At 51.1% G+C, this 24,605-nt stretch carries 25 protein-coding genes; 7 read left to right on the top strand and 18 right to left on the bottom strand.

The window, feature by feature from the left end; all coding sequences use genetic code 11:
• Positions 1-30 precede the first annotated feature (30 nt).
• Positions 31-1,929 (top strand): ATP-binding cassette domain-containing protein, encoded by a 1,899-nt coding sequence (locus tag GILYN3_RS11500; protein ID WP_049723934.1) that lies wholly within the window; start codon positions 31-33, stop codon positions 1,927-1,929.
• 145 nt (positions 1,930-2,074) lie between these two features.
• The gene (locus GILYN3_RS17010; RefSeq protein WP_049723116.1) at positions 2,075-2,542 is read left to right on the top strand and encodes a type II secretion system protein; all 468 of its coding nucleotides are present in this window, start codon (positions 2,075-2,077) and stop codon (positions 2,540-2,542) included.
• Here the strand turns inward: GILYN3_RS17010 and GILYN3_RS11490 are convergent.
• The 9 genes from GILYN3_RS11490 to GILYN3_RS11450 all read right to left on the bottom strand — a co-directional run bounded on the left by GILYN3_RS11490 (position 2,539) and on the right by GILYN3_RS11450 (position 11,484).
• Positions 2,539-4,509: a sialate O-acetylesterase gene (locus GILYN3_RS11490; RefSeq protein WP_084005379.1), complete on the bottom strand. Its 1,971-nt coding sequence runs from the start codon at positions 4,507-4,509 to the stop codon at positions 2,539-2,541. The genes GILYN3_RS17010 and GILYN3_RS11490 overlap by 4 nt on opposite strands.
• An 89-nt stretch (positions 4,510-4,598) precedes the next feature.
• Positions 4,599-6,065 carry an SLC13 family permease gene (locus tag GILYN3_RS11485; protein ID WP_049723114.1) on the bottom strand — a complete coding sequence of 489 codons (1,467 nt, stop codon included), beginning with the start codon at positions 6,063-6,065 and terminating at the stop codon, positions 4,599-4,601.
• 72 nt (positions 6,066-6,137) lie between these two features.
• Positions 6,138-6,341 carry a class I SAM-dependent methyltransferase gene (locus GILYN3_RS11480; RefSeq protein WP_049723113.1) on the bottom strand — a complete coding sequence of 68 codons (204 nt, stop codon included), beginning with the start codon at positions 6,339-6,341 and terminating at the stop codon, positions 6,138-6,140.
• Positions 6,342-6,566: 225 nt separating this feature from the next.
• Positions 6,567-7,943 carry a tetratricopeptide repeat protein gene (locus tag GILYN3_RS11475; protein ID WP_049723112.1) on the bottom strand — a complete coding sequence of 459 codons (1,377 nt, stop codon included), beginning with the start codon at positions 7,941-7,943 and terminating at the stop codon, positions 6,567-6,569.
• Entirely contained in the window at positions 7,940-8,575 is a 636-nt protein-coding gene (locus GILYN3_RS11470) for an energy transducer TonB (protein ID WP_049723111.1), read from the bottom strand. The genes GILYN3_RS11475 and GILYN3_RS11470 overlap by 4 nt, the downstream gene beginning before the upstream one ends.
• Positions 8,575-8,982 (bottom strand): ExbD/TolR family protein, encoded by a 408-nt coding sequence (locus GILYN3_RS11465; RefSeq protein ID WP_049723110.1) that lies wholly within the window; start codon positions 8,980-8,982, stop codon positions 8,575-8,577. Before GILYN3_RS11465 ends, GILYN3_RS11470 begins: the two co-directional genes overlap by 1 nt.
• Positions 8,979-9,362: a MotA/TolQ/ExbB proton channel family protein gene (locus GILYN3_RS11460; protein ID WP_049723109.1), complete on the bottom strand. Its 384-nt coding sequence runs from the start codon at positions 9,360-9,362 to the stop codon at positions 8,979-8,981. The genes GILYN3_RS11465 and GILYN3_RS11460 overlap by 4 nt, the downstream gene beginning before the upstream one ends.
• Positions 9,359-10,711: a MotA/TolQ/ExbB proton channel family protein gene (locus GILYN3_RS11455; RefSeq protein ID WP_049723108.1), complete on the bottom strand. Its 1,353-nt coding sequence runs from the start codon at positions 10,709-10,711 to the stop codon at positions 9,359-9,361. Before GILYN3_RS11455 ends, GILYN3_RS11460 begins: the two co-directional genes overlap by 4 nt.
• Positions 10,708-11,484 (bottom strand): DUF3450 family protein, encoded by a 777-nt coding sequence (locus tag GILYN3_RS11450; RefSeq protein ID WP_049723107.1) that lies wholly within the window; start codon positions 11,482-11,484, stop codon positions 10,708-10,710. Before GILYN3_RS11450 ends, GILYN3_RS11455 begins: the two co-directional genes overlap by 4 nt.
• A 169-nt stretch (positions 11,485-11,653) precedes the next feature.
• Between GILYN3_RS11450 and GILYN3_RS11445 the strand changes: the two genes are divergently transcribed.
• The 3 genes from GILYN3_RS11445 to GILYN3_RS11435 all read left to right on the top strand — a co-directional run bounded on the left by GILYN3_RS11445 (position 11,654) and on the right by GILYN3_RS11435 (position 15,089).
• Positions 11,654-13,819 (top strand): TonB-dependent receptor, encoded by a 2,166-nt coding sequence (locus GILYN3_RS11445; protein WP_049723106.1) that lies wholly within the window; start codon positions 11,654-11,656, stop codon positions 13,817-13,819.
• A gap of 97 nt (positions 13,820-13,916) precedes the next feature.
• Positions 13,917-14,597 (top strand): Fe2+-dependent dioxygenase, encoded by a 681-nt coding sequence (locus GILYN3_RS11440; protein ID WP_049723105.1) that lies wholly within the window; start codon positions 13,917-13,919, stop codon positions 14,595-14,597.
• Positions 14,598-14,609: 12 nt separating this feature from the next.
• On the top strand, positions 14,610-15,089 hold the full coding sequence (locus GILYN3_RS11435; protein ID WP_049723104.1) for a tRNA-uridine aminocarboxypropyltransferase: 480 nt from the start codon (positions 14,610-14,612) through the stop codon (positions 15,087-15,089).
• A 7-nt stretch (positions 15,090-15,096) separates the two neighbouring features.
• On the opposite strand, the gene GILYN3_RS11430 is transcribed toward GILYN3_RS11435, so the two are convergent.
• From GILYN3_RS11430 to GILYN3_RS11395, 8 genes are all read right to left on the bottom strand, one after another.
• On the bottom strand, positions 15,097-15,504 hold the full coding sequence (locus GILYN3_RS11430; protein ID WP_049723103.1) for a hypothetical protein: 408 nt from the start codon (positions 15,502-15,504) through the stop codon (positions 15,097-15,099).
• A gap of 80 nt (positions 15,505-15,584) precedes the next feature.
• Positions 15,585-16,601: a lysylphosphatidylglycerol synthase domain-containing protein gene (locus tag GILYN3_RS11425; RefSeq protein ID WP_049723102.1), complete on the bottom strand. Its 1,017-nt coding sequence runs from the start codon at positions 16,599-16,601 to the stop codon at positions 15,585-15,587.
• A gap of 2 nt (positions 16,602-16,603) precedes the next feature.
• Complete coding sequence (gene clsB / locus GILYN3_RS11420; protein WP_049723101.1) at positions 16,604-17,932, bottom strand: cardiolipin synthase ClsB; 1,329 nt, start codon at positions 17,930-17,932, stop codon at positions 16,604-16,606.
• A 12-nt stretch (positions 17,933-17,944) separates the two neighbouring features.
• Positions 17,945-18,688, bottom strand: coding sequence for an endonuclease/exonuclease/phosphatase family protein (locus GILYN3_RS11415; protein ID WP_232305577.1), 744 nt, complete (start codon positions 18,686-18,688; stop codon positions 17,945-17,947).
• A gap of 196 nt (positions 18,689-18,884) precedes the next feature.
• On the bottom strand, positions 18,885-19,205 hold the full coding sequence (locus GILYN3_RS11410) for a DUF5056 domain-containing protein (RefSeq protein WP_049723099.1): 321 nt from the start codon (positions 19,203-19,205) through the stop codon (positions 18,885-18,887).
• Positions 19,192-19,746, bottom strand: a complete 555-nt coding sequence (locus GILYN3_RS11405; RefSeq protein ID WP_049723098.1) for an RNA polymerase sigma factor — start codon at positions 19,744-19,746, stop codon at positions 19,192-19,194. Before GILYN3_RS11405 ends, GILYN3_RS11410 begins: the two co-directional genes overlap by 14 nt.
• Before the next feature lie 7 nt (positions 19,747-19,753).
• On the bottom strand, positions 19,754-20,122 hold the full coding sequence (locus GILYN3_RS11400) for a DUF6249 domain-containing protein (RefSeq protein WP_049723097.1): 369 nt from the start codon (positions 20,120-20,122) through the stop codon (positions 19,754-19,756).
• 182 nt (positions 20,123-20,304) lie between these two features.
• Complete coding sequence (locus GILYN3_RS11395) at positions 20,305-21,717, bottom strand: sugar porter family MFS transporter (RefSeq protein WP_049723096.1); 1,413 nt, start codon at positions 21,715-21,717, stop codon at positions 20,305-20,307.
• A gap of 478 nt (positions 21,718-22,195) precedes the next feature.
• Here GILYN3_RS11395 and GILYN3_RS17080 point away from each other — a divergent pair, with 478 nt between their 5' ends.
• A complete protein-coding gene (locus tag GILYN3_RS17080; protein WP_049723095.1) occupies positions 22,196-22,603 on the top strand; it encodes an MAPEG family protein in 408 nt (135 codons plus the stop codon).
• A gap of 54 nt (positions 22,604-22,657) precedes the next feature.
• A complete protein-coding gene (locus tag GILYN3_RS11385) occupies positions 22,658-23,113 on the top strand; it encodes an RDD family protein (RefSeq protein ID WP_049723094.1) in 456 nt (151 codons plus the stop codon).
• A 126-nt stretch (positions 23,114-23,239) separates the two neighbouring features.
• Here the strand turns inward: GILYN3_RS11385 and GILYN3_RS11380 are convergent, their stop codons facing one another.
• A complete protein-coding gene (locus tag GILYN3_RS11380; protein ID WP_049723093.1) occupies positions 23,240-24,553 on the bottom strand; it encodes a gluconate:H+ symporter in 1,314 nt (437 codons plus the stop codon).
• Positions 24,554-24,605: the final 52 nt, after the last annotated feature.

Genomic DNA, 24,605 nt, shown 5'->3' with positions numbered 1-24,605 from the left:
TTCACGCCTGCCTTAGATAGAATGCGCGACATGATTACACTACAGCAAATTAGTTTACAGCGCGGCCCTAAGTTTTTGTTAAGCGAGACAGATCTGGCGATCTTTCCGGGACAAAAAATCGGCCTAATTGGCCCCAATGGTTGCGGCAAATCGTCACTGTTTAAATTGCTGCTGGGCCAGCTTGGAGCCGATACCGGCACCGTCTCATTGCCCAGCGATTGGCGCTTAGCGCACATGGCGCAAGAGGTGTCCGATACCGACCGCACCGCACAAGATTACGTGCTTGATGGCGACGAGGCGTTGCGCGAGCTGGAAGCTAAGATTGCTGCTGCCAGTGACGATGGTGAAAAACTCGCCAACCTGTTTGGTGCCATGGAGCAAATGGACGCCTACACCGCGCCGGCTCGCGCGGCACAATTACTGAGCGGTTTGGGCTTTGCCAGCACCGACCTTAACCGCCCCGTTAGCGATTTCTCGGGCGGCTGGCGGATTCGCCTTAACCTAGCCCGCGCGCTGATGTGCCCATCGGATTTACTGTTACTGGATGAGCCCACCAACCACTTGGACTTAGACGCCACCTTATGGCTTGAGCAATGGTTGCAACGCTACGCTGGTACTTTGCTGATTATCTCGCACGATCGCGATTTTTTAGATAATGTGATCGAACGTATTGTCAGTATCGAATCGAGCAAGCTGGTGGCCTACAGCGGCAACTACTCCGCCTACGAGCGCCAGCGCGCCGAGCGCTTATCGCAGCAACAGGCGGCATTTGCCAAACAGCAAGAGCGCGTTGCCCATATCGAAGATTACATTCGCCGCTTTAGAGCCAAGGCTACCAAAGCCAAGCAGGCGCAAAGCCGTATTAAACAGCTGGAGCGGATGGAGACTATCGCACCGGCCCACGTGGATTCACCGTTTACCTTCACCTTCACCGCCTCAGATAAGGTATCGGATCCGTTAATCGTATTGCGCGAAATGACCATTGGCTACCCAGGCCGCCAAGTGCTGGGCGGGGTGGATATCAACATCGCGCCGGCCACTCGGATTGGTTTACTCGGCCCCAACGGCGCGGGTAAATCGAGCTTAATTAAAACCTTGGCAGGCACACTGGCGCCACTAACTGGCGAGCGCGTTACCGGTGAACATTTTAAATTAGGCTATTTTGCCCAGCACCAACTCGAAGCGCTGGACATGAACGCCTCACCGGCCCTGCATTTACAACGCATTAGCCCCAAGGCTCGCGAGCAAGAAGTTCGCAACTTTTTAGGCAGCTTTGATTTTATTGGCGAGCGCGCCTTTGAGCCCATTCACCACTTCTCCGGCGGCGAGAAAGCGCGCCTAGCACTGGCGATTATCGCCTGGCAAAAGCCCAACGTATTGTTGCTCGATGAGCCCACTAACCACTTAGATTTAGAAATGCGCCAAGCGCTGACCATGGCGCTGCAAGATTTTGCCGGCGCGGTAATTGTGGTGTCGCACGATCGTCACTTACTGCGCAACACGGTCGATGAATGGCTACTGATTGCCGATGGCACCGTCGAAGAATTTGACGGCGATTTAGACGATTATTACCGCTGGTTACTGGCGCGTAAAACCAGCGGTAATAAGACCGCCAACGAACCTAGCGTCAACCTCGCAGCCAAGCCCGCGCAAGATAAAAAAGCCCTACGGCAAGAGGCCGCCGCCAAACGTGACGCGCGCAAACCCATTGCCAACCGCATTAAAAAACTAGAGGCCGAGTTAGAAAAGCTGCAACGCAGTGCTGCTGCACTAGAGACCGAGCTGGCCGATACCGAACTGTACGAAGAACAAAACAAAACTCGCCTGCAAAAATTGCTGCAAAAGCAAATTGACCTACAAAAGCAAACCGACGACAGTGAAGAGCAGTGGTTAGAAGCGCAGGCCGAGCTTGAAGAGTTAGACGATTAAAACGAGCCAAAACGGGCTTTAACCGCGGGCGACAACTCCCCAAATGGCCGTAAAAACGTATAGGCGCAGTATCTTAGCTAAGTTATGATTGCTGAGTTAATAACGATACGTGCCTCATTTCACCTTAAACAATTGGCTAATGCTTATGAAAATGCGCCCATCCAAGGGTTTTACACTCATCGAGCTTATCGCCGTTATTGTCATCCTGGGTATTCTAGCGGCGGCGGTAGTGCCGCGCTTTATCGACCTTAAAAAAGCCTCTATCGAAACCACAATGGAGGCCATAACCGGCGCGGTTAAAAGCGCAGCCACTATGGTTTACGCCAAAGCCGAGGTGGAGCGGGTGGCCGATTTAGCCAGCAGCAGCGTCATGGTCGAGGGCACCAGTATCGCCACCGTATATGGCTACCCCGCCGGTACCGCGGCAGGTATTGATGCAATGATAAGCTCGGGGGGGTGGCAAAAACGTGCCAGTGTTTTTAGTGGCGCCTGGGTATACTGGCACGGCGTTATTCAAGAAGACGCAGGCGTGGCGCAATGCTATATACGCTATCGTCAATCCACCGGCCCAGGCCTAGCGCCGGTGATCGATGTGCAAACTTCAGGCTGCTAATCAGTGGACGGTTCTTGCTCTGGCAAGCTCAACCAAAACGGCATTAACGGCAAACCACTGCGACTTTTTACACGGGCTTCAGCGGGAAAATCTGCCCAACCGTAACGAACTTGCGTCGGTGCTTTCACTTTATCGCTCCACACCAAAGCGTGATCTTTTTGCAACTGCGCTTGGGCCCAGACAAATTCACCATCTCGGCCGGCAATAGCAAAACCGCTAGGCTCACCTTTACTCACCAAACCCTGTGTCGCATGAGCAAAACTAATCAGGATCTTATCGCCCTCGATACTCATACGATAAGCGGCGGGGCTGTCGACGGCGAGCTTTGTCTCACCGTAAACCAATTGACGAGCGGCTAACGCCAAACGGTCAGCCACAGCTTTTTTGTTGAGCGGATGAATGTCATTCCACTCACCCAAACCCAAATTCACCGTCAACGCGGTATTCGGCTCACTCAACACATGAGTTTGTGAATCGCGCAGCACCGCCCAGTCACTGGGTTGGTTGGCATCATTTGTCGGTGCGCCAAAGCCCGGTAATTGCGCGACAATAAACGGCAATCTAGGGCGCTTAAAATGCTTGCGCCAATCGCGCACTAAGGCCGGCAGCAGCCGGGCGTATTCGGCCGCCGCACTCACATTAGATTCGCCCTGATACCAGATCACACCTTTAAAAGGCATATTAAACAATGGCGCAAGCATAGCGTTATACATGCCCACCGGCTGTAAAAAGTCCCAAAAAGTGGTGGCTGGCGTCGGCGTGTAATTAACGCCAACCCGATACTGCCACTGGCCGCTTAGGTCGATGGATTGACCGGCCAACTCCAGCGCATAGGGTTTATCTCGCACAAAGCCGCCATCTTTGTTATTGGTAATCAAGCGCACGGTAATGTCGTTGGCACCAGCGTTAAGTAAGCCTTGGGGCACATTATAAATACGCGGCGGGTACTGGTAGGTAATATTGCCCACTTGCTGCCCATTAACGTAAGCGATGTCGGCATCGACAATACGCCCTAAGCGCAAAATGGCAGTTTGGCCGGCAGCAGACTCGGGCAGCGTTACGGTTTTTTTCAGCCAAACTACCCCATTGATTTCACCTACACCGCGCTCAGACCAAAGGCCTGGCATGCTTATCGGGTGCCACTCATTGTCAGCATCAGCTGCCAGCCAATTATCAGCTAAGCCTTTGTCGTGTTTATTGATATAGCCATACCACGTATCACTGGCTTTACGGTCGGCAGCCTTTTGGCGATCAACATAGCCAGGTTTCGCATTTTGCTCCGCTTGTTTTAAATAATTAGGGAACGCTTGCAAAGCCTCGGGGCTCATCCACGATTGTGCAGTCGAGCCACCGTATGCAGCGGTAACGATGCCAATGGGGACGCCTTCAGATTGCTCCAACGCTTTAGCAAAAAAGTAACCCACTGCGGAAAACTCCGGCAGGCTATCCGGCCCAGCCGCTACCCAACTCCCCTCCGGCACATCGGTTTGCGGGGTTTGGTAATCGACCACTTTAGGCACTTTAAATTGACGAATGCGGGTATTGGCCGACGCGGCAATCTCATCGGCGTATTTTTCGGCGACCCGAGCCATAGGCAACTCCATATTCGACTGGCCAGAGGCGAGCCAAACATCACCAAAATAAATATCATCCAGTTGAATGCGGTTATTGCCTATTAATGTCACTTTATGAGGCCCGCCAGCGGCGTAAACTTTGCCGCTTAAATGCCACTTACCTGTGCTATCGGCTTGAGTTGTTACGCTCGGTTCACCATCAACACTGACTGTTACGGCTTCACCGGGTTCGGCCGTCCCCCACAAGGTTAACGGTTGTTCACGCTGCAAAATCGCACCGTTCGACAACACTTTGGGCAAGCTGATATCGGCAACTGCGGGCAGCGATGCAGTCGTGACGGCAGCTGCAAGTGACGCGGTTAAAAGCAGACGCGGGTGGATACTTTTCATCATGGGCAAATACTCACAGGCAAGCGCGTATGGCGAACGCTCACGATACTTATAATGGTCTGTGTGACTTTAACAAAAGCTTGGCGAACTCGCTATCCGCCCAGCAACCCCAACCAAAGAATCGCCATACCTGCAGCGGTAACCACCACGACACCCGCCACATTCAAGGCCAAGCCGGCCCGTGCCATTTGCGCGATACGCAGCTCACCCGAACTAAATACTATGGCATTGGGAGGCGTCGCCACAGGCAGCATAAAAGCGCAGCTGGCAGCAATAGCCGCTGGCGCCGCGAGGACCATAGGCGGTAAATTCAGCGCAAGCGCTAATGCGCCTAGCAGCGGCAAAAAAGCCGCCGTAGTGGCGGTATTGCTGGTAATTTCGGTTAACATGACAATCGTTAACACAACCGCCGCAACAATCAGCAACGCCGGCCACTGGGCGAGCACGGCCAGCGCGCCGGCAATAGCATCGGCTAAACCACTCGATTGCACGATACCCGCAAGCGCCAAGCCGCCACCAAACAACAATAAAATGCCCCACGGTAAGGTTTTGGCGACATCCCAATTCATTAACCGGTTTTGCGATGCATCACCCGCGGGTAAAACGTGCAGCAACACCACCGAGGCAATGGCGATTCCCGCGTCACTAATCGCGCCTTGTGGGAGACACTGGGCTAATAAAGGGCGGGTTACCCACGCCAGTGCCGTTAAAGCAAACACCACCGCAACCCGCTTTTCCATGGTGCTCATTGGCCCCAATTGTTGCAGCCGTTGGGCAAAGTGCTGGCGATGATTGCCCGCCGAGCTGTTCTCTGTTCGCACCATGCGCGCCAGCCACAGCCAACTTAATAACAACATCAGCAGCGCCACAGGTAAACCCACTACCAGCCATTGGCCAAAGCCAATCTCAACACCGTATTGCTGGCTCATAAACGCCGCCAACAACGCGTTAGGCGGGGTGCCAATTAACGTCGCCATACCGCCGATACTAGCGCTATAGGCCAATGCCAGCAGTAGCGCTGGCCCATAGTGGGCGTTTACTTTCTCGCCGCCACCTGAGCCGCGTAAAGCGATGACCGACAGCGCGATGGGCAACATCATAATAGCGGTGGCGGTGTTGCTCACCCACATACTTAAAAATGCGGTGGCCAACATAAAACCGGCAATCTCAGAGGCCGGGGTACCGCCAATAGCGCGTAAAATCCACAGTGCAATACGCTCGTGTAAGCCCCAGCGCTGAATCGCCAAACCCAATACAAAGCCGCCCAAGAACAAAAAGATTAACGGATGCGCATAAGACGCCGTTACCCCACGCACGGCGGCCAACCCCAACAGTGGCGCCAAAACGATGGGCAATAACGCGGTAACCGCCAGCGGCAGCGCCTCGCTCATCCAGCACAGCGCCATCAACCACGCGAGCCCCAAAGTGTGCCACGCCGGATCACTTAAGCCGCTGGGGGCGGGGAAAATCAGACTGATAGCAAGCCCCAACAGCCCCAGCCATAAGCCGATGCGTTGAGCGCTAAATAAAGAGCGGGCAGAATTTGAAGGTTGCGTCACGGGTAATTTTTATCGCCGGTTTTATATTATTAGCTCATCATAACCAACGAAATGGGCGAGCGCGAATAGCCGCTAGTATTTACCCGCCAGTACCGTAAAAAAGTGCCCGTGCTTGTCGCCACCCTGCAGCGTCGCGCCGGGCTCGTCCAGCTCCTGCCAAGAGTGAACCGTGAAAGGTTCGAGTAATTGTTTTACCTCGGCGTCATAGCCATAGACGGTATAGCCTTGCGAGCGTAAATAGGGAATATCCAAGCCCGAGCCACAGCCGGAATCCACTGCGACTTTGGGGGGCTGACCGGCCGCTAACCCAGCCGTTTGTTCGGTAAAATCGCGATGGGGAAACCCCTCGGGGCGAGCGTAAAAATCGCGCCAGCTTTCGCGCGAGCGGGGCGCCGCTAGTGACTTTTGGCGTGTCTGACATCATGCCTACTTATCATCCAAGCCACGAATATAACCTCGTGGTGATCAGATGTATCCGCCACCACAGCTTTTACACACGAGCTAGCCCCGGCCGCCGCGCTGATTAACTATGCGTTCAAGAGTATTAATATTGCGCTGCAATTCACCACTGGGTTGCTCGCGATATGAATCGCGCAGCAACGCCAAAGACTCGCGGTAGCGCTCTTGGTTGATTAGCGCCTGAGCTTTTCCCATTAGCGCTTGCTGCCGGTAACCGGGCAGTGCGGCGGCGCGGGAGTAAAGCATTTCGGCCTCGGCGTAGGCTTGAGCGTTAGTTTTAAGTCGCGCCAAGCCAACGATAGCATCGGCAAAACTGGGGTCGAGCTCAATGGCGTTTTGCATGGCGGCCATAGCGCTTTTTTGCTCGCCATTGTGCTCGGCAAGGCGCGCTTTTAAATGCAAGCGGCGAGCGTTATCTGTGCTACTCAGTTTACTTTGATAAACCTCTATCTGAGTCAGTAATTGAGACGCGGCACGCCACTGCTCTTCACTCATCATCCAGTTGGCAAGGCGGCTTAAGTAACCCATATTAATATCGCCAGCGGCGAGGTTTTTATCCAGCAGCTCAAGCGCGCGCGCAAAGCTACCCGACTGCATATGCAATTGCGCGGCAGCTTGGCGATTGGCACTACTGACGCCGCCCAAACGCATCGCCACCTCTAAGCTGCTTAATGCCTGATCGGAATGATGCTGGCGCAATTGCACCTGGGCGCGCTGCAGCCACAGCTCGGTGTCATCGCTGCGCTGGTTAATTAAATCGCCCAGCAACGCCTCGGCGCTGTCGTACTGGCCCGATTGAGTCAGCGCGTAAAGCAAGCCCGACTGCCAATCGCGGTTATCCGGATCGAGCACCAACGCCTGCTGGTACGCTTGCACGGCGGCAAAACTTTGACCGGCTTTTAAATTGATATAACCCAAGTAGCCGTAGGTGGTTGAGTCAGTAATCCCCAAACTTACCGCACGCGCCAGCGCAGTACGCGCCTCGCTGTAACTTTCTTCAGCAATGGCCACAAGTGCTAATGCTCGGTGGGCGCGGGCAAACTCGGGCAAGATTTTTAAGGCCGCGCGATAGCTCTGCGCAGCGGCTTGGTTATCTCCCAGTTGCTGTTCTATTTGGCCGCGAATTAACCACAGCGCCGCGCTTGGCTCATCACTTTGCTGTGCTTTTAGCAGCGCCAGCGCCTCGCGGTATTGCTCGGCTTGTAACAGCGGATGCAGCTGTAATGCTAACGGCTGCTCACTAGGCGATAAGCTTGCCTCGCGCTCGGCCAAAACCGCGCGGCCGGCCGGTAACTGCCACTTAGGTGGCGTGATCTCAAGGGTGATATGCGGGTCGCTGCCAACGGCGGCGAACACCTGACTGACAACGCTAAACGCACTGGCGGCCAGTAGCGATAACAACATTAAACGAATATTCATTTGGCAAACTCCACAGGCCAGGTAAACACGGCGCGAACTGGCTGCCCCTGTTTGGTCGGGCTGGTAAAACGGGTTTTTTGCACCACTTTATCAATCAGTGGCTGCAATTCGGGGTAGGGGTTAGAGCGCACGCCACGCAAGCTGACATGGCCGCGCTCATCAATCATCACATCCAGCTCCACCGTCGCCTGAGTAATGCCTCGGCGCACTAAGCTATTGGGAAACACCGTGCGCGGGCTATTCACCACCTGCGGCAGCTGATCCAACTCGGCCAAACCAAAGGCTTGCCAATTAACCGTTAACTGAGTGTTCCACTCGGGTGAGCTGGCCAGTTGCGGCGCTTCTGGCTCGGCCAACTCCAACCGTGCATTAAGCTCTGGCACCCCCAGCTCGACACTGGCACCGCCACCGGCAATATTTAACTCGACGGCGGTAGCGGTGCTTTGCTGTTGGCTTTGCGGTTTAGGTGGTGGCGGAGGCGGCGGTGGGGCCGATAACTCGATACTGCGCACGCTGACTTGCTCGGACTGAAACAGTGATTGGTTTTGCAGCCACTGCTCGGCACCGATTAAAATCGCCACCAGCAGTACGCCTAAGCTCAGGGCAATGGCTCGTCGGTGCGTACTTTTCATTAGCGGCTCTGGGTCGCGATATTAACGCTGGTGGCACCACCGAGCTTAGCCTCGTCGATCACCTCGACCAACAACTGCGTAGGTACTTGCTTGTCGGCCTGCACCACCACCGGCGGTGGTTCCGTGCGGCTTTGTTGCGCCAGCGCAGCGCGCACACCGGCAACACCAATATTGGTGCCGTCGTACATCACCTCACCGGCGCTGGTGATGGCAATAAGCATCACCTGCTTTTGCAGCTGTTCGCTAGATACCGCTTGGGGCTTATCGACCTCGACACCGGTTTCACGCACAAACACGGTGGTGACAATAAAGAAGATCAGCAGAATAAACACCACATCCAAAAGCGGCGATAGATCGATGCCGGTTTGGTGGGTTTCTTCTAAACGCTGGTGCAAACTCGGCTTCACGCTTGGGCTACCTGCAAACGGCTCCAGCTGGTGGCGCGGCGGCGCAACCAACCTAGCAGCATCCAACCCGGCACCACCATCAGCAGCCCCAATTGCGTGGTTATTAAGGCGTCGGCAATGCCCGTAGTGAGTAGCGCTTGCGGGTCCAGTTGACCGCTGGCCATGCCCTTAAAGGTTACCAACAAGCCGGCAATAGTACCCAGTAAACCCAGTAGCGGTAACGCCGCCAACATCGGGTTAAGCGCCGCCAACCAGTGCTGCACTTGTTGGTGCCAGTCGCTACTTTGCGGCTGCAGTAATAAATCTAAAATCAGGCCATAAACCACCACAGCCAAAACAATAATCAACCAAATAATCAGGTTATCCCAATGTAGGTTCACGCCTGTGCTCCTTGAGATTTTTGCTCGGTCTCGATTTGGCTAAATTTAATCGCGTCGGTCTCCAGCTGGCTGTAATAAGACTTTACCCAGCGCTGTAGTACGGCGTGCAATAACAGCGCGGGAATCGCCACCACCAAACCCAGCTCGGTGGTGATCAGCGCCTCAGAAATACCGCCACTGACGACCGCCGGATCACCGGCACCAAACAGCGTCATCATTTTGAAGGTTTTAATCATCCCCGACACGGTGCCGAGCAGCCCCAACAAGGGCGAGACAGCGGCAGTAATAGCGATAGCACCCAACCAGTACTCCAAGCGGTGTTTGTGCGTAAGCAAGCAGGCAAATAAACGATCATCGCGCTGCTGCGAGGTGCCACTGACGCGAGTAATTTCGATCATCTCGCGCTGCGCCCCTTGAGCTTGCTGGGACAGCTTACCTAGGGCCGCATCGCCCTCACCATTTTGCACCAGCTTTTCGCAGCGCTCGGCCAGTGCTGGCAAAAGTTTTGGTTCGCGCCACAATTGCAGTGCTTTAGCTAAGCCAATCACCAGGGCAAACAGGGCAAAAGCTAAAATCGGCAACACCCAGACACCCCCCTTGGTTAAATGCCCCAGCACAGGCTCTTTGTTTTGCGCCAGCGCCAACGCACGGTTTAAGGTCGGGTCAAAACTGACATCGCCCCGGCCGGTGCGTTGCAACTGCTGCAACTGAGCTAACTGTCCGCGGTTAAACGCCAGTGCCGCCATCGGCATTGGCTGTTCATCGCTGCGTTGCAATAAACCACCGCGCTCGGTATCGGTTTGGATATACCACTCCACCGGGCCAACTTTAATTTGCGCAGCGCTGACCACCTCACCATCCAAGCTTACTAACGATGCCGTGTGCCACTCGGGGTACAGTTGTTGCTCCATACCCTGCACGCGCAACTGTAACCAATCGAGCCCAGCGGCAAAGCTTTTGCGTACCGGTAAATCCCGCTCGCGACCATGGGCGAGTTGCTGATGTTGGCTGGCCAATAAGTTGTGTTGATAACGGCCCTGATTACGCCACTCGGCCAAGCGTTCGCGCAGTTGATCCAAGCTTAAGGTTTGCTCATCAGCCAAACGACGGGCTACAGCGGTATCTTTACGTAAATTGCGTACATCGTCGCTTAAATTGTGTAATTTTTTGCCTAACGCCATTCGTTCGACGGTAAGTTGCTTTTGCGTTTTTGCCAGCTGTAGCTGCGCGCTTTTAATATCCGCCAGCAGCGATGCCTCAACTTTGTTCGGCAAACCATCGGCATACACCATCGTCGAACACAGCAGCAAGGGCAGCAAACTGCGCAGTATTATTATCGCCAAGCTCATTGGCCACCTCCTACCGCGATAGCCAGTGGTGCGGGCACCACCGCCGGCTCGCGCTCGCCCTTAAGCATGGCGACCATAGCGCGCACATCGACCGGATCGATATCCGCCTGCTCTTGCCATTGCCAACCGCTGGCGGTAGCAGTACCACGACCAAAGTATTGATTATCCGCGCTGATATACCAGCCTTGAGCGACCCCCAAATAAACTTGATCGGCCAAGATTTCGCGGCCATCAGCCAATGTCATCGCACTGGTATTAAGCGCAACACGCGCATTAAAGCTGTCGAAGTCAGCGACCAAGGCCAGTAATGCCTGTAACCGCTCGCTACTATCGAGCGCATCTGCGCCGAGCTTGGCTAGTGGCTCGCGCCACTTAGCAGCCAGCGGGGGCGGTAATTGCGGCGCGACCCTTTGTAGCTGTTGGTAGGTGCGCTCTAATTGGCTCTCAAGCGCCTGCTGATCAGTTTCCATTTGCTCTTGCTCAAGCAACAGTTGCGCGCGGGCTTCGTCTACCTCACTGCGCTCGCCCTTATTAGCCGCTAGCGCCTGCTTTAATTGTTGTTGCTCGATCTTTAATAGCGACACTTGCTGGCGCAAGGCCTCCTCGGTTAACGCCCAGTCGGTTTGCACCTGATTGCGCTGTTGCTCAAGGCCAACCCACTGGGCGACCAACTGCTCGGCAGCAGCCGTCGCCGGCTCGGCCTGAATCAACCCAGACAAAATAAGCAGGCTAGATCCCAGTAATAAGCGACAAAATAAAAAAGGGGAGTTCATGGGGCAGGTGCGTCCAATTTAGCTAAGTAACAAATGGTTCCATAATATTTAGCAATGGTAACGCAAATCGTTTTCATTTACATCTATTTCGAGTTAAGATAATGAGAATGGGTCGCATTAAAGGCGATCTCGCCCTGATCACAACCCCATCAACTCAAAGGACCACCTTATGAACTACCGTCACCTTCCCGTTACTATCGGCCTCGTCCAACGTTGTGCGCTCGCCAGCGCTGTAGGCCTTGCCATTAGCAGTACCGCCTTTGCACAAACCTCTGGGGAAGGTACGGTTTTAGAGAAAACACGCATCGAAAGCAGCGACCAGCACAGCTATAAAGTCGATGCCATTAACTCCCCCAAGCGCACCCAACCGATTCTGGATACCGCCGCCACTCAATATGTTCTCACCGAACAAGTAATGGACGATCAAGGAGTTGATTCATTGCAGCAGGCATTGCGCAACGTGCCCGGCATTACCATTGCAGCGGGCGAAGGGGGCACTAACCCTGGTGACAATTTAAGTATTCGCGGCTTCGACAGCAGCGAAAATATTTACACTGATGGCGTGCGTGACACCGCTGTGTATGAGCGCGATATTTACAACTTGGAGCAACTAGAAGTCACCCTCGGCCCCTCGTCGAGCTACAGTGGTCGCGGCTCAACTGGCGGCTCGGTTAACTTAATCACAAAAACCGCTAAATTCGATACCGCCCATCGCGGTACGGTTAAAGCAGGCACCGACGACCAACTGCGCGCCACCATCGATCTCAACCAACAACTGAGCGATACTGTTGCCGCTCGGGTAAACCTATTGCTCGAAGACAGTGGCACCCCAGGCCGCGATGTAGTCGAGAACACCTCTGTCGGTATCGCGCCATCGCTGGCCATGCAGCTGGGCGAGACAACTCGGTTAGATCTATACGGTGAATACTTAAGTCAGGACAATATTCCCGACTTTGGCATTCCCATGTTTACCAACGACAGCGGCGAAGTTTATATCCCCGACGGTTTAGCCGATAATTTTTACGGCTTTGCTAACGGCCGCGATACCGAAGAGGTTGACGTTGCGTCTTTGTCTGGAAAAATCAGCCACGACATCAGCGACAACACCCGTTTAACCAGCTTATTAAAATACGCCGAGAGCGATTTGTTTTACGTGCGCACCTCGCCACGCTTAAGCCGTACCGACGCCGATAATTTTGTCCGCCGCGACGATATTAAAAGTAAATCGCAAGCTCGTGATGTTGTCACCAGCTTAACCGACATCACCACCCACTTTACTACCGGCGCGGTACAGCACGACTTAAATATCGGTGTGGAATTTACCCAAGAAAATCTAGACCAGTATGTAGTTAGCGTTACAAGCGGTGATTACCCTGTCGATACACCACTGCTAAACCCTAACCCAAACGACACTTGGCTTGGCGACATTAATGAAGACAAAAGCCAAATACGCGGCTCAGAAAGTGAAACTTACGCAATCTACGCGTTTGATACTCTAACGTTAAACCAGTACTGGGAATTAACCGGTGGCGTACGTTTAGAACAATTTGATTTAACCTACAGCCAGAACTACACCAGCAGTGGCCGCGGTGGCGAGACTCCGCCTTTCTCTCTGGACAGCAGTGATACCATGCTTAGCTGGAGCGCCTCGACAGTCTTCAAACCGGCTAAAAATGGCTCGATTTATTTTGGCGTAGGCACTGCTTTTACCCCAGCGGGTAACGGTTTAACCTTAAGCACCACAACGGCAGATCTCGACCCGGAAGAAGCGCTAAGTTACGAGCTGGGCACTAAATGGGATCTGTTTGGCAGTAACTTGCTGGCATCGGCGGCGGTATTCCGCACCGTGCGCACCAATGCGCAAACCACCGACGCCGATGGCGAAGGCATTGTGCTGGACGGCGAGCAACAAGTAGACGGCATTGAATTTGGGCTAACGGGCAACATTACCGATGCACTGCAAATTCAAGCGTCGGCCGCGATCATGGACACTGAGGTGACCAAATCAAACGATGCCGACGAACAGGGCAACGATCTGGTACTGACGCCCGAGAACACCTTAAGCATTTGGGCCAACTACACCGTAACCGACAGCTTAAAAGTCGCAGGCGGAGTACAACATATGGGCGAGTATTCGGTCAGCGATAGCGTCACCGTCCCCAGCTATCAAGTGCTACAATTGATGGTTTCTTACCAGCTAAACGACGCTATCTCGTTCCAGCTAAACGGTGACAACTTAACTGACGAGCGCTATATTTCATCTTCACGCCCTGGTGGTCACGCCTATGTGGGAGACGGTCGTTCAGTCACCCTAGGTGCAAACTTTAGCTTTTAAAACCACAAGCAACACCCGCCACAACAATTAACGGCGAGTTATAAAACAGCCCTAGCATTTGTTAGGGCTGTTTTTATTTTTATAACGAGGAAACCCTATGCTCCATCGTATCGCATCGGTACTGACCAAGGCGCAAGTGCAACACGCCCGCGAACGCCTGGCCGAAAGTAGCTGGATCGATGGCCGAGTAACCGCTGGATTTCAATCGGCACAAACGAAACACAATATTCAACTACCCGAGAACTCACCGGCTGCCCGCGAGCTTGGCGATATGATTTTAGCCGCGCTGGGAGCCAATCCACATTTTATGTCGGCGGCGCTGCCCAATAAAATATTTCCACCGCTATTTAACTGTTATCGCGAAGGTCACAGCTTTGGTAACCATGTCGACAATGCCATTCGTCCCGTGCGTGGTACAGCGGTAAAAATTCGCACCGATTTGTCTATGACTCTGTTTTTATCAGAGCCCGATGAATACGATGGTGGAGAATTAATTATGGAGGATACCTACGGCAACCAGAGTGTTAAATTAGCCGCAGGTGATTTAGTTTTATACCCCTCGACCAGCCTACACCGAGTCGAAGCCATTACTCGAGGCCAGCGAATTTCATCATTCTTTTGGCTGCAAAGCATGATCAGAAGCGACGAGCAACGCCGAATTTTATTTGATTTAGATCAATCCATTCAGGGCATCACCAGCGATTATCCGCAAGATCCACGGCTGGTATCACTCACTGGCGTATACCATAACTTGTTGCGCCAATGGGGGGAGTGCTAAGCACAATCGTTTATGTTTATAACCCTGCTGACACATGCCACCGAGCTTAATAAAACCAGCAATACCGGACAATTAGTATTGGCGGTATTAGCACAGCAAGATGCACTGAGCTGTGAACGGGTGATTTGGCAGCGCAAGCTGCCTTGCGCTACATTGCTTGCGCGCATTAACGCTATGCCTAGCGCGTTGGTGTATCCCTCATTGGACGATCAGCCGCCATTACCTTTAACCGAACCGTTACCTGCTCATATTATTTTGCTCGACGCCACGTGGCAGCAGGCCCGTAAGATGTACAACCAAAGTCCTTACTTACACCCACTCAAGCATTTAGAGCTAAAACCAGAGCGCGCCTCACAGTATCGGTTGCGGCGCAACCAACGTGAATACGGTTTGTGTACCAGTGAATGTGTTGCGCAATTATTGCGACTTGAAAACAGACCCGTGCTAGCCGAGCAGCTTGATACCGAGCTTGCTCTAAAACAAACTCGGTAATGTGCATTTACGGAGTGACGCGGCGCCAGTGCTCATACTCAACACGCTCATCGTTAACAAAGCGTTCGGTGTGCCAGCTGTTGCCCTCAAGACGATAACGAAACTCGTAAGAATCGTTCCCTACCTCACCAAACGAGGCGATGTTTGGCGTTTCTGTGTAATGAGTGTCGGTGGCACTATAAGGGCCGCTGGCGGCAGCCCAAAATTCACCATCGCGCTTAGAGACAAACGAGAAATGATCTGCATTAATCACCTTAACACCGACAAACTTCTCCTCGTGGTAATCCAGCATCTCACCTGCGACGTTTTTAAATTCACCGCCGACTAACTCCCAGGTACCTGTTAGATCTTCTGCATAAAGATAGTTTGCGTTAAACACCAAAAATAATGCGAGCAGTTTATGTTGTAAATTCATTAGCCGAACCTTTGTCAATATAACGTTAATATCAAAGGATCATCTATCAGGCTTTATATTTTTTTCTATTGTAGCAAAGCTTAGCTGGCTGCACTGGCTTTTTCAGCATCACCTTCGGCCGGACGGGTAAAGGCCTCAAACATTAAATAAGTAGGTATCGCGATAGCCAAGGGAATCAAATAAAATACGCAGCGATAGGCAAATAAACTACCCAAAATTGTGCTTTTATCAACTTGACCGGCAAGCAACGCTAAAAATACTGCCTCTAATACACCAAGACCACCCGGAATATGAGTAATCACACCCGCCAAACTGCTCACCAACAGTACCGCAAATACAGTTGCAAAGTTAACATCATCGGCTAAAAACTGATAAATCACCGTAGCCATGAGCGTCCAATGAATACAAGCCACTACCAGCTGCAACAAGGCAATCTTCACCGAAGGTAAAGTCAGCGTTGTATCACGCACTTGAAACTCACGTTTTTTGGAAAACCCACACGCTCCAAGATAGGCCAAAACCACTAAAACAAAGGCCACACCAATAAATTGTAAGTGAACAGAATTTACCACCCAGCTGTCGGGCGGGTTGATCTGACCCGAGACAAACAAACCACCAGCCAATAAAATGTACCCCAGCCAGTTGGTGGCAATGCTAATACCTAAAATTTTGGTTACGTCTCCAGCCTTTACCCCTAAACGCGAGTACAACCGATAACGAAAGGCTATACCACCGACCAGTGAACTAAGGTTTAAATTAAAGGCATAACTTAACCAAGCCACAAACCACGTTTTAGCCATGCTTACCTTTAACCCCAAAAGATACCGACCAAACAGATCGTAGCTGGCGTACACAAAATAACACAACACACCCAAACCTAAACCGGTTGCCAAGGTCAGCATAGAGGTGTTTTTTAAAGTCTCGAGTACTTTCCCCCACTCGATAGTGGTGGCTTGCTGATAAAGTAAATAAGCCACTAAGCCAAAAAATATCAGCGTCAAACTATTTTTTACCCAGGTCCAATTAACCCAACTAGAGATGCTGTGCCATTTATCGATAAGCCCATGGTAATTTTTTTTATGACTAATATTCACCATAATTAAACCTCAATTTCTTTGGATTCAATATCGGCGATATTGTCATAATCCTGTTTGCGCGTGACCCGACGAGCGTGTTTCGATTCGGGATACTGCCGGCGTAAACTGGCATTAGGAGTACGTCCATCACCAGTATCAAAGTCTCGCTTTAACTCACGAATTTTAGGCGTGTGAGCCGGAAACAAACCGGCGAATGTTGGAAAGTGACGTAGCGAATGATACATAAAAAAATCTTTTACTAAATAGTACCAATGCCGGCGCTCAAGCCAATCTGATTCAATTTTACGGCTGTTTTTTTCTAATTCAGATATTTGATCGGCAAGCTGTCCATTAAAGGTTTGATCGCGCACAATAATGTTGGCCTCAAGATTAAACGCAAGGCTCAACGGGTCAAGATTGCTCGAACCGATCGTCGACCACTGATCGTCAATAATGGCAATTTTGGCATGCAACGGCCGGTCGCTATACTCGTAAATTTTTACGCCGTTGCGAACCAACACATCATACAAAGCTCGCGCCATTGGCAAGGCAAATGGAATATCCGGGTCTCCCTGCAACACCAACCTTACATCCACACCTCGTTTGGCAGCTTTACGCAAAGCACGGATAAAACGATAACCAGGAAAAAAGTAAGCATTGGCAATCCAAACCCTATTTTTAGCCTCGCGAATACCCGCCAAATAGGCTTTTTCAATATCGCTGCGGTTGCGACGATTATCCCGCGAGACAAAAGCCATAGGTGTAGTGCCGGGTTTTGCTGGGGCGCTCAACTGTGTAACAAGTTCTTGTAAGTGCTCATCTTTGGCATCGCGGACATAACTTTTACACAACTCGCGCAGCTCATTAACAATCGGCCCTTCCAACTCAACAGAATAATCTTGCTTACCCTCTGGGCCACTGCTGATCATATGATCGTTACACATATTGATACCGCCAATAAATCCATAAGTGGCGTCAATAACTGCAAGCTTGCGATGCAAGCGACGAAACAACTTAGGACGACCGCTGTACCACTCGGGCTGTGGATCGTAGATTTGAAATACAATCCCGGCAGCTGTTAGCTGCTCGATATACTCGGAGTTTAAATAGTGACTGCCCCAACTATCGGCGGTAACACTTACCCAGACGCCGCGCTGGGCGGCGGCCACTAATGCGTTTTTTAGTGCATTACCAATACGGTCATCTTCGAGAATAAATGTCTCTATAAATATTTCTCGTTTCGCGTGTTTAATACGTCGTAGCAATTGTGGAAAAAATTCTTCGCCATTGATTAACAACTGCAAACGATTACTGTCGCAAAAATGACCTTTAAACTGACGAATTCCAAACATAATAGGCTCCGATTAAAATTCCACTTCGGCCAATAACGGCGCATGATCTGACAAACGAGACCACGGCTTACTGGACAGCACGATAGGCATATGAGTCTCGGCGCCGCGTACATAAATACGGTCAAGCCGCAACAAAGGGAACAGGGCGGGGAAGGTGCGCGGTGGCTTGCCATAGGCATCGGTAAACACCTCCTGCATCCCCGCGCTATCTTTCAATATGGTCTGGGATTTTTGTCGCCAATCATTAAAATCACCCGCGACGATCACTGTCTCGCCAGCAGGAATAGCATTGACGTGCTCACACAACTGCTTTAATTGAATTTGACGATGAGGCTCACGCAGGCTCAGGTGAACACAGATTGCGTGTATGGTTTGACCATTTTGAGCATCAATTTGGCAGTGCAATAAGCCGCGCTTTTCAATGCCATTTAAAGACATGTCCCAATTATTCCAGCTTTTAATAGGGTACTTACTAAGCAACGCATTGCCGTGATGCCCCTCCTGATACACTGCATTGCGACCATAGGCAAAGTCTTGCCAGATCTCATCGGCTAAAAATTCATACTGCGGCTGTTTCGGCCAAACGGCGGCGTGACGCTCCGACCAACTTTGATGTTCACCTTGAACCTCTTGCAAGAACACTAAGTCGGCCGACACCAAACGCACCGCCTCGCGCAATTCATGCAACATAAATTTGCGATTAAAGGTAGTGAAACCCTTATGGGTATTGATTGTTAGTATTTTTAAACAGGTCACGCCATCCCCCCGGTGCACGGAAATCTTTACACGCGCATTGCAAATAACACACGTTAAGCTTGCGATTTAAGCCAAAAATGGCAAAGAAAACCGCAGAACAGGTGATATTGCAGGATTGATGCCGAAATGTGTACGAGGACGTCAAGCGTGATAAATGGGTGTCTCTATCAAGCTCTGATTGGCAAGCTCTGGGGCCTTAGCTGTAACGCTGATAACTCCAATAACCAACGGCTAAAATAGCGGCCGTAAACACTGCACTTATCGCAGCCGCCAACAGTAGCCAATTTTGCGCCGCCACGTCATTAATTACAGCCGCGGCATTACCCCAAGGAAACACCCAAGCGACCAATAACATCACTACCGCAGCAACGCTAACGTTAGCCCACAACAACCGACGCCGGCTAACAGGCACCGGCAAGCGCGCCATTACCGCAGCACTAAAACCATCGTCATCCAAATATGGCTCTTGCTCGGCAAGCGTTTGCTCAAGCCAAATGTCTAGTTTATCCGCGCTCATTGCACACCTCTTGCTGCCAATCGTGCAGTATCGTTTTAAGTTTAGTCTTGCCGCGTAAAACGTGGGATTTAATTGTACCTAGAGGTAATTTCATTAGCTGTGCCGCTTCTTCATTACTGTAGCCAAGCCGATAGGTTAAGTGCAGCGCTTCGCGCTGAGGCGCGCTCAGCTGCACCATAGCGCGATTTAAATCGCGCCCATCCATAGCCGGCCCACCGCTTGTCAGTTGCGCTTGCGTGCGCTCGACCAACTCACTGTTCGGCTCGGGAATATTACGCCGATAATGGCTCATTAAACTGTTGCGGGCTATTTGATACAGCCAAGTGAAAAACGCCGACTGCCGCTTAAAGCCGGGCAGTGCGTGGTAGGCTTTTATAAACGCATCCTGCGCGATATCGTCTGCCAGAGCGTGATCGCCAGCGCACTGCTGGCGCAGCGCTTGACGCAGGCGCGACTGATAGCGCAGCACCAGCTGGCTATAGGCGTGCCGGTCACGTCCTTTAACGACGCGCTCAATTAGAATCTCGTCACTGAGTTCCATCAGGAGTTTATTCGCCGTCGCGGGCTTGCTCGGCACGTGAATCTTGCCAAAGCTTATAATTAACCGCCCCCATGGCAATCGGTATCAATGCCAACACCGCAACATCTAGCCCTGCGGCAAAAAACAGCGCAACAAACGCCGCTCCGCCGACCCACAGTAGGTACAAGCTGCGGCGATATAAAGGGTCGCCCCCGGTAGCTTTAGTTGCACCAGTAAACAGCGACTCAGGCACCGGCTGCCCGCCTTCGATCAAACGATTAATGATCTCGAGCTGTAATCGTTTGCGTCGCTCTAACGCAACCATCAAGATGCCAAGACACATAATTGGAGTAGAAAACACCATAAAAATAGCAAATAACGGCACTAAGCTGTCCACGATTAACTCCCCTATCTTTCTAAGTCTAATTAACTCAACAACAACGAGCGATGACTATGGATCAAAAATAACTTCCTAATAGACGCTCACACTAGGCAATTAGATGCAGGGCTCAACAAATAGAGAACCCTATGGACACAAAAAAGCCACCCGAAGGTGGCTTTTTAATCAAGTCAGAGCGGTTACTCCATCTCCTCCAGCTCTTTGCCTTTGGTCTCGCGCACCATAAAGATCACGAAGAACACCGACAAGGCCGCAAAGAAGGCGTAAATACTGTAGGCCGCGGACAAACCAATACCCGCCAACATAATGGGGAAACTCCAAGTAATCAGGAAGTTAGCCAACCATTGAGCCAGACCTGCAATAGCAAGACCCGAACCGCGAATCTGGTTGGGGAACATCTCACCCAACATAATCCACACCACAGGGCCCCAAGATAAATTAAACAAAAATACGTAAGCATTAGCGCCAAACAACGCGGTTAAGCCTGCATCGTCCGATAACTGCAAGTTGCCGGCAGCATCAACGGGTGCGCCCGAAAAGGCGTAGGCAACCACACTTAAGCTAATCGCCATACCGGCCGAGCCAAACCACAACAATGGTTTACGGCCAATTTTGTCCACTAAGAAGAAGGTAATAAAACAGGCGGCAATACTAATACTACCGGACAACACATTTACCAACAACGCTTGGCTCTCAGTGAAGCCTGCGGCCTCCCACAATACTGCACCGTAGTAGAACACCACGTTAATGCCGACAAACTGTTGCAAAATTGCCAAGCCCAAACCGATCCACACCACAGGGCGAACACGGCCTGCCGTTTTATCGATAAGATCGGAAAAGCGCGGACGGTGATGATCAGCGGCCATCGAATCGCCAATCTCAGTTAACTTAGCCGTGCCATCTACCGTGCCATACAAACGCACCAGTACTTCACGGGCTTTCTCGGTTTTGCCACTGGCCACCAAAAAGCGTGGGCTCTCGGGTATTGCCAACAAGGCAATAAAGAAGATACCGGCAGGAATCAGCTCAACCCAGAACATCCAACGCCAGGTCTCATAACCCAGCCAAAACTCAGCGGTCGAGCCGCCGGCCGACTCGGCCAAAAAGTAGTTACTAAAGAAAGACGCGGTAAGACCCGAGATAATCGCAATTTGCTGTACCGAAGTCAGCATACCGCGATAGCGCGCCAGCGCTACTTCACTAATATAAGCCGGCGCCATTACCGAGGCGGCACCTACAGCCAAACCACCTAAAATGCGATACACCACAAACTCACCGGTAGAGCCGGCAACACCCGAACCCCAGGCTGAAATAATAAACAGTACCGACGAGATAATTAACAGCGCTTTACGACCGTAACGATCCGCCAAACGACCAGCAAACAGAGCACCGGCGGCGCAACCGAGCAGCATCGATGAGACGCTAAACCCAGTACCGGCTGACTCAGAGTCGAAGGCGATCTGTAAGCCTTTAACCGTACCGTTAATAACACCGCTGTCATAGCCAAACAGAAAACCGCCTATCGTGGCGATAACACTGATGAAAATAATAAATCCTGTACTGCCCTGTTCAGAGCTGACTGAATTATTCATGGAGAATACCTAATTATTAATTATGTTATTAGCGCAATATGTGTATTACGCGGTCTATGGCTCGGGCCGAAAACTCCGGCAGACACGTACCGATCATAAACACTATAGATGCGCGTCACAAGCAGCCAACGGCGTAAAATGGCCGCTTGGGCCAGTTGTTACGCGCTTATAGTCAATAATACCCTAAGTTGTTAGGGTTTGAGTAGTACAACAGAGGAGATAGTTGAAATTAGCCCGATCTCTGCCCGCTAAGCACTGCAACAGCAGATCACAAAAGGACGAGCATCGAGTGCTCGATTGAATACCGCAGACACCAGCAAGCTCATTGTCAGCTTGGCATCAACACGTGCCACGAGTACGATTAAGGGCTACAGCCTGTAGCATACGCAACACATAAACCGCCGTGTTTAACGGCGTATTTGTCACAATCTTGCGGGGCTCAATTACGGCCAGATCAACCATAAAGTAGAGTTTATTCATGGACAAATTATTACTCTTACCTATGTTAGTCCACATATTACTGGTTGCACTACTGTATGTTTTGCTGACGGTTATGCGAGCCCCTAAGGTGTGGGGAATAGCGGCTAATACTGACGGCAGCAACCCTTTCGCCAGCATGGAGTTAAGGGTAAGCGCCAACCTTTCCAATCAGTTCGAATGGCCGGTATTATTTTATGCCGCGTGCATCATTGTTGTTTGTCGCCCAGAGCTTTATCAATCCAGCCAATTATACTGTGCTTGGCTCTTTATATTTGGTCGGATAGCGCATAGCATCATTCAAATATTTACCACTAACATTCGGCTTCGGGGCACGATCTTTAGCATTAATTTTATTGCGGTAATATTAATGTGGATAACGCTTGGAGCTAATATTTTTAGTCAATAACAGCCCAAAAATACTCTAAATGTTTACAGAGTATTAAACCTTTAGGAGTAAAAAATGAAAGATTTAGAATACGCAGGATTTTGGATTAGAGTTGCGGCCGCGCTGATTGATACACTTTTAATAATGATCATTATCCTGCCTATATTAACCTTAATCTACGGCAAAGAATATTGGCTAGGCGATACACCTCCCTATGATTTCTGGAACCTAATGCTCAACTACATTCTACCCGCGCTAGCGGTACTTATTTTTTGGGTCTATAAATCGGCCACACCGGGGAAAATGGCTCTGCGCTTAAAAATAGTCGACGCCAAAACAGGGCTGGCGGTTTCACCCGGTCGGCTGCTTGGCCGATACTTAGGTTATTATGTCGCCACCATCCCTTTTCTTCTTGGCATAATTTGGGTAGGAATCGATAAGAAAAAACAAGGCTGGCACGATAAATTGGCAGGAACAGTCGTAGTTAAGAGCACTCAAAAAGAGCCGGTAGTTTTTAACTCTCAAGCTTAAAAACAAGCTAACTCTTAAGTTTAAACGCCCTGCACGCCAATCGGCACAGGGCGTTTAGTCACAAACAATAGGTTAAACCATTCAATCAACAAAAATATTTATGAATGTTGGCATGTATGGCTCATATTAATAAAGAACCGCATTAAGCAACAGCACGCCGGTTAAACCTGCCACACCCACAATAGATTCCATCAAAGTCCACGACAGCAAGGTCTGTTTAATACTCAAATTAAAGTACTCTTTGTACATCCAAAATCCAGAATCATTAACATGCGAGCACATTAAACTTCCCGCACCAATCGCTAAAATCATTAAATTAGCATCTACTCCGGTAGCACTAACCACCGGCACCATAATACCCGCCGCGGTAAGCCCGGCAACCGTAGCCGAACCTAAACAAATACGAATAACCGTCGCAATTAACCAGCCGAGCAACAACGGATTAATATTGACGCCCTGCAATACATCGGCAATCGTTACACTGACACCACTGGCAATAAACACCTGTTTTAGCGCCCCGGCACCGGCCACGATCAACAAAATGACCGCAATATCTTTTACCGCTTCACCATAGTGATTCATCAGCGCCGCAATCGAGGTACCGCGACGAACCCCCAAGGTGTAACTTGCAATCATCAACGCCAACAGCATAACCACCAACGGGTGACTGACAAACCGTAACAGTGATTCTTGTTGTGGCGTTGTCGCCAAATCGGGCAATACCGTTGAGCTGGCAATCAAAATAACCGGCAGTAACGCCGTCACAAAACAATTCAAACCGCTCGGCAACTGTTCTGACGATTTATCCGAAGGTATAAAGGTTTTTAAAGGCTCTGATTTAATGCTTTTAAGTGTTTTAGCAAACAGCGGGCCTGCAAGTATCATAGTGGGCAATGCCACTACCAACCCCAGCAGTAATGTTTTGCCCATATCGGCATCAAACATAGGCACCATAGCTGTGGGCGACGGGTGGGGTGGTAAAAATCCGTGTGTCACCGATAGCGCGGCCAACAGCGGAATACCCAAATATACCGCCGGTAAGCCCGAGCGATACACCACCGAAAAAACCAACGGCACCAACAACACAAACCCGACGTTGTAAAAGAGAGGAATCCCCACAATAAAGCCGGTCAGCATCAGCGCCCAGGTAATGTACTTATCACCACAGGCCGCCATCAAAACTTCAGCAATTTTTTGCGCGGCGCCACTGGCCGCCACCAGCTTGCCGAACATCGCCCCCAAGCAAACAATAGTCACCAACCCACCCAGGGTGCCTCCTATACCAGCCTCAACAACAGATGGGATCTCAGAGGCGGGCAAGCCAAGCATCAAGCCGGCAAATAAGGATGACACCAAAAAGGCCAAAAAGGGGTGAAGCTTTAACCAGACAATTAAAACAATCAGCAGAACGATAGTCGCTACAACAGCAAGCAATTCCATAGTAAACCCTATACTTTATATTTATTGTCACGAGTTTAGAGGAATTCGATAT

This window comes from Gilvimarinus polysaccharolyticus (assembly GCF_001187555.1).
Taxonomy (GTDB): domain Bacteria; phylum Pseudomonadota; class Gammaproteobacteria; order Pseudomonadales; family Cellvibrionaceae; genus Gilvimarinus; species Gilvimarinus polysaccharolyticus.
This window is presented reverse-complemented; position numbering and strand designations above follow the sequence as displayed.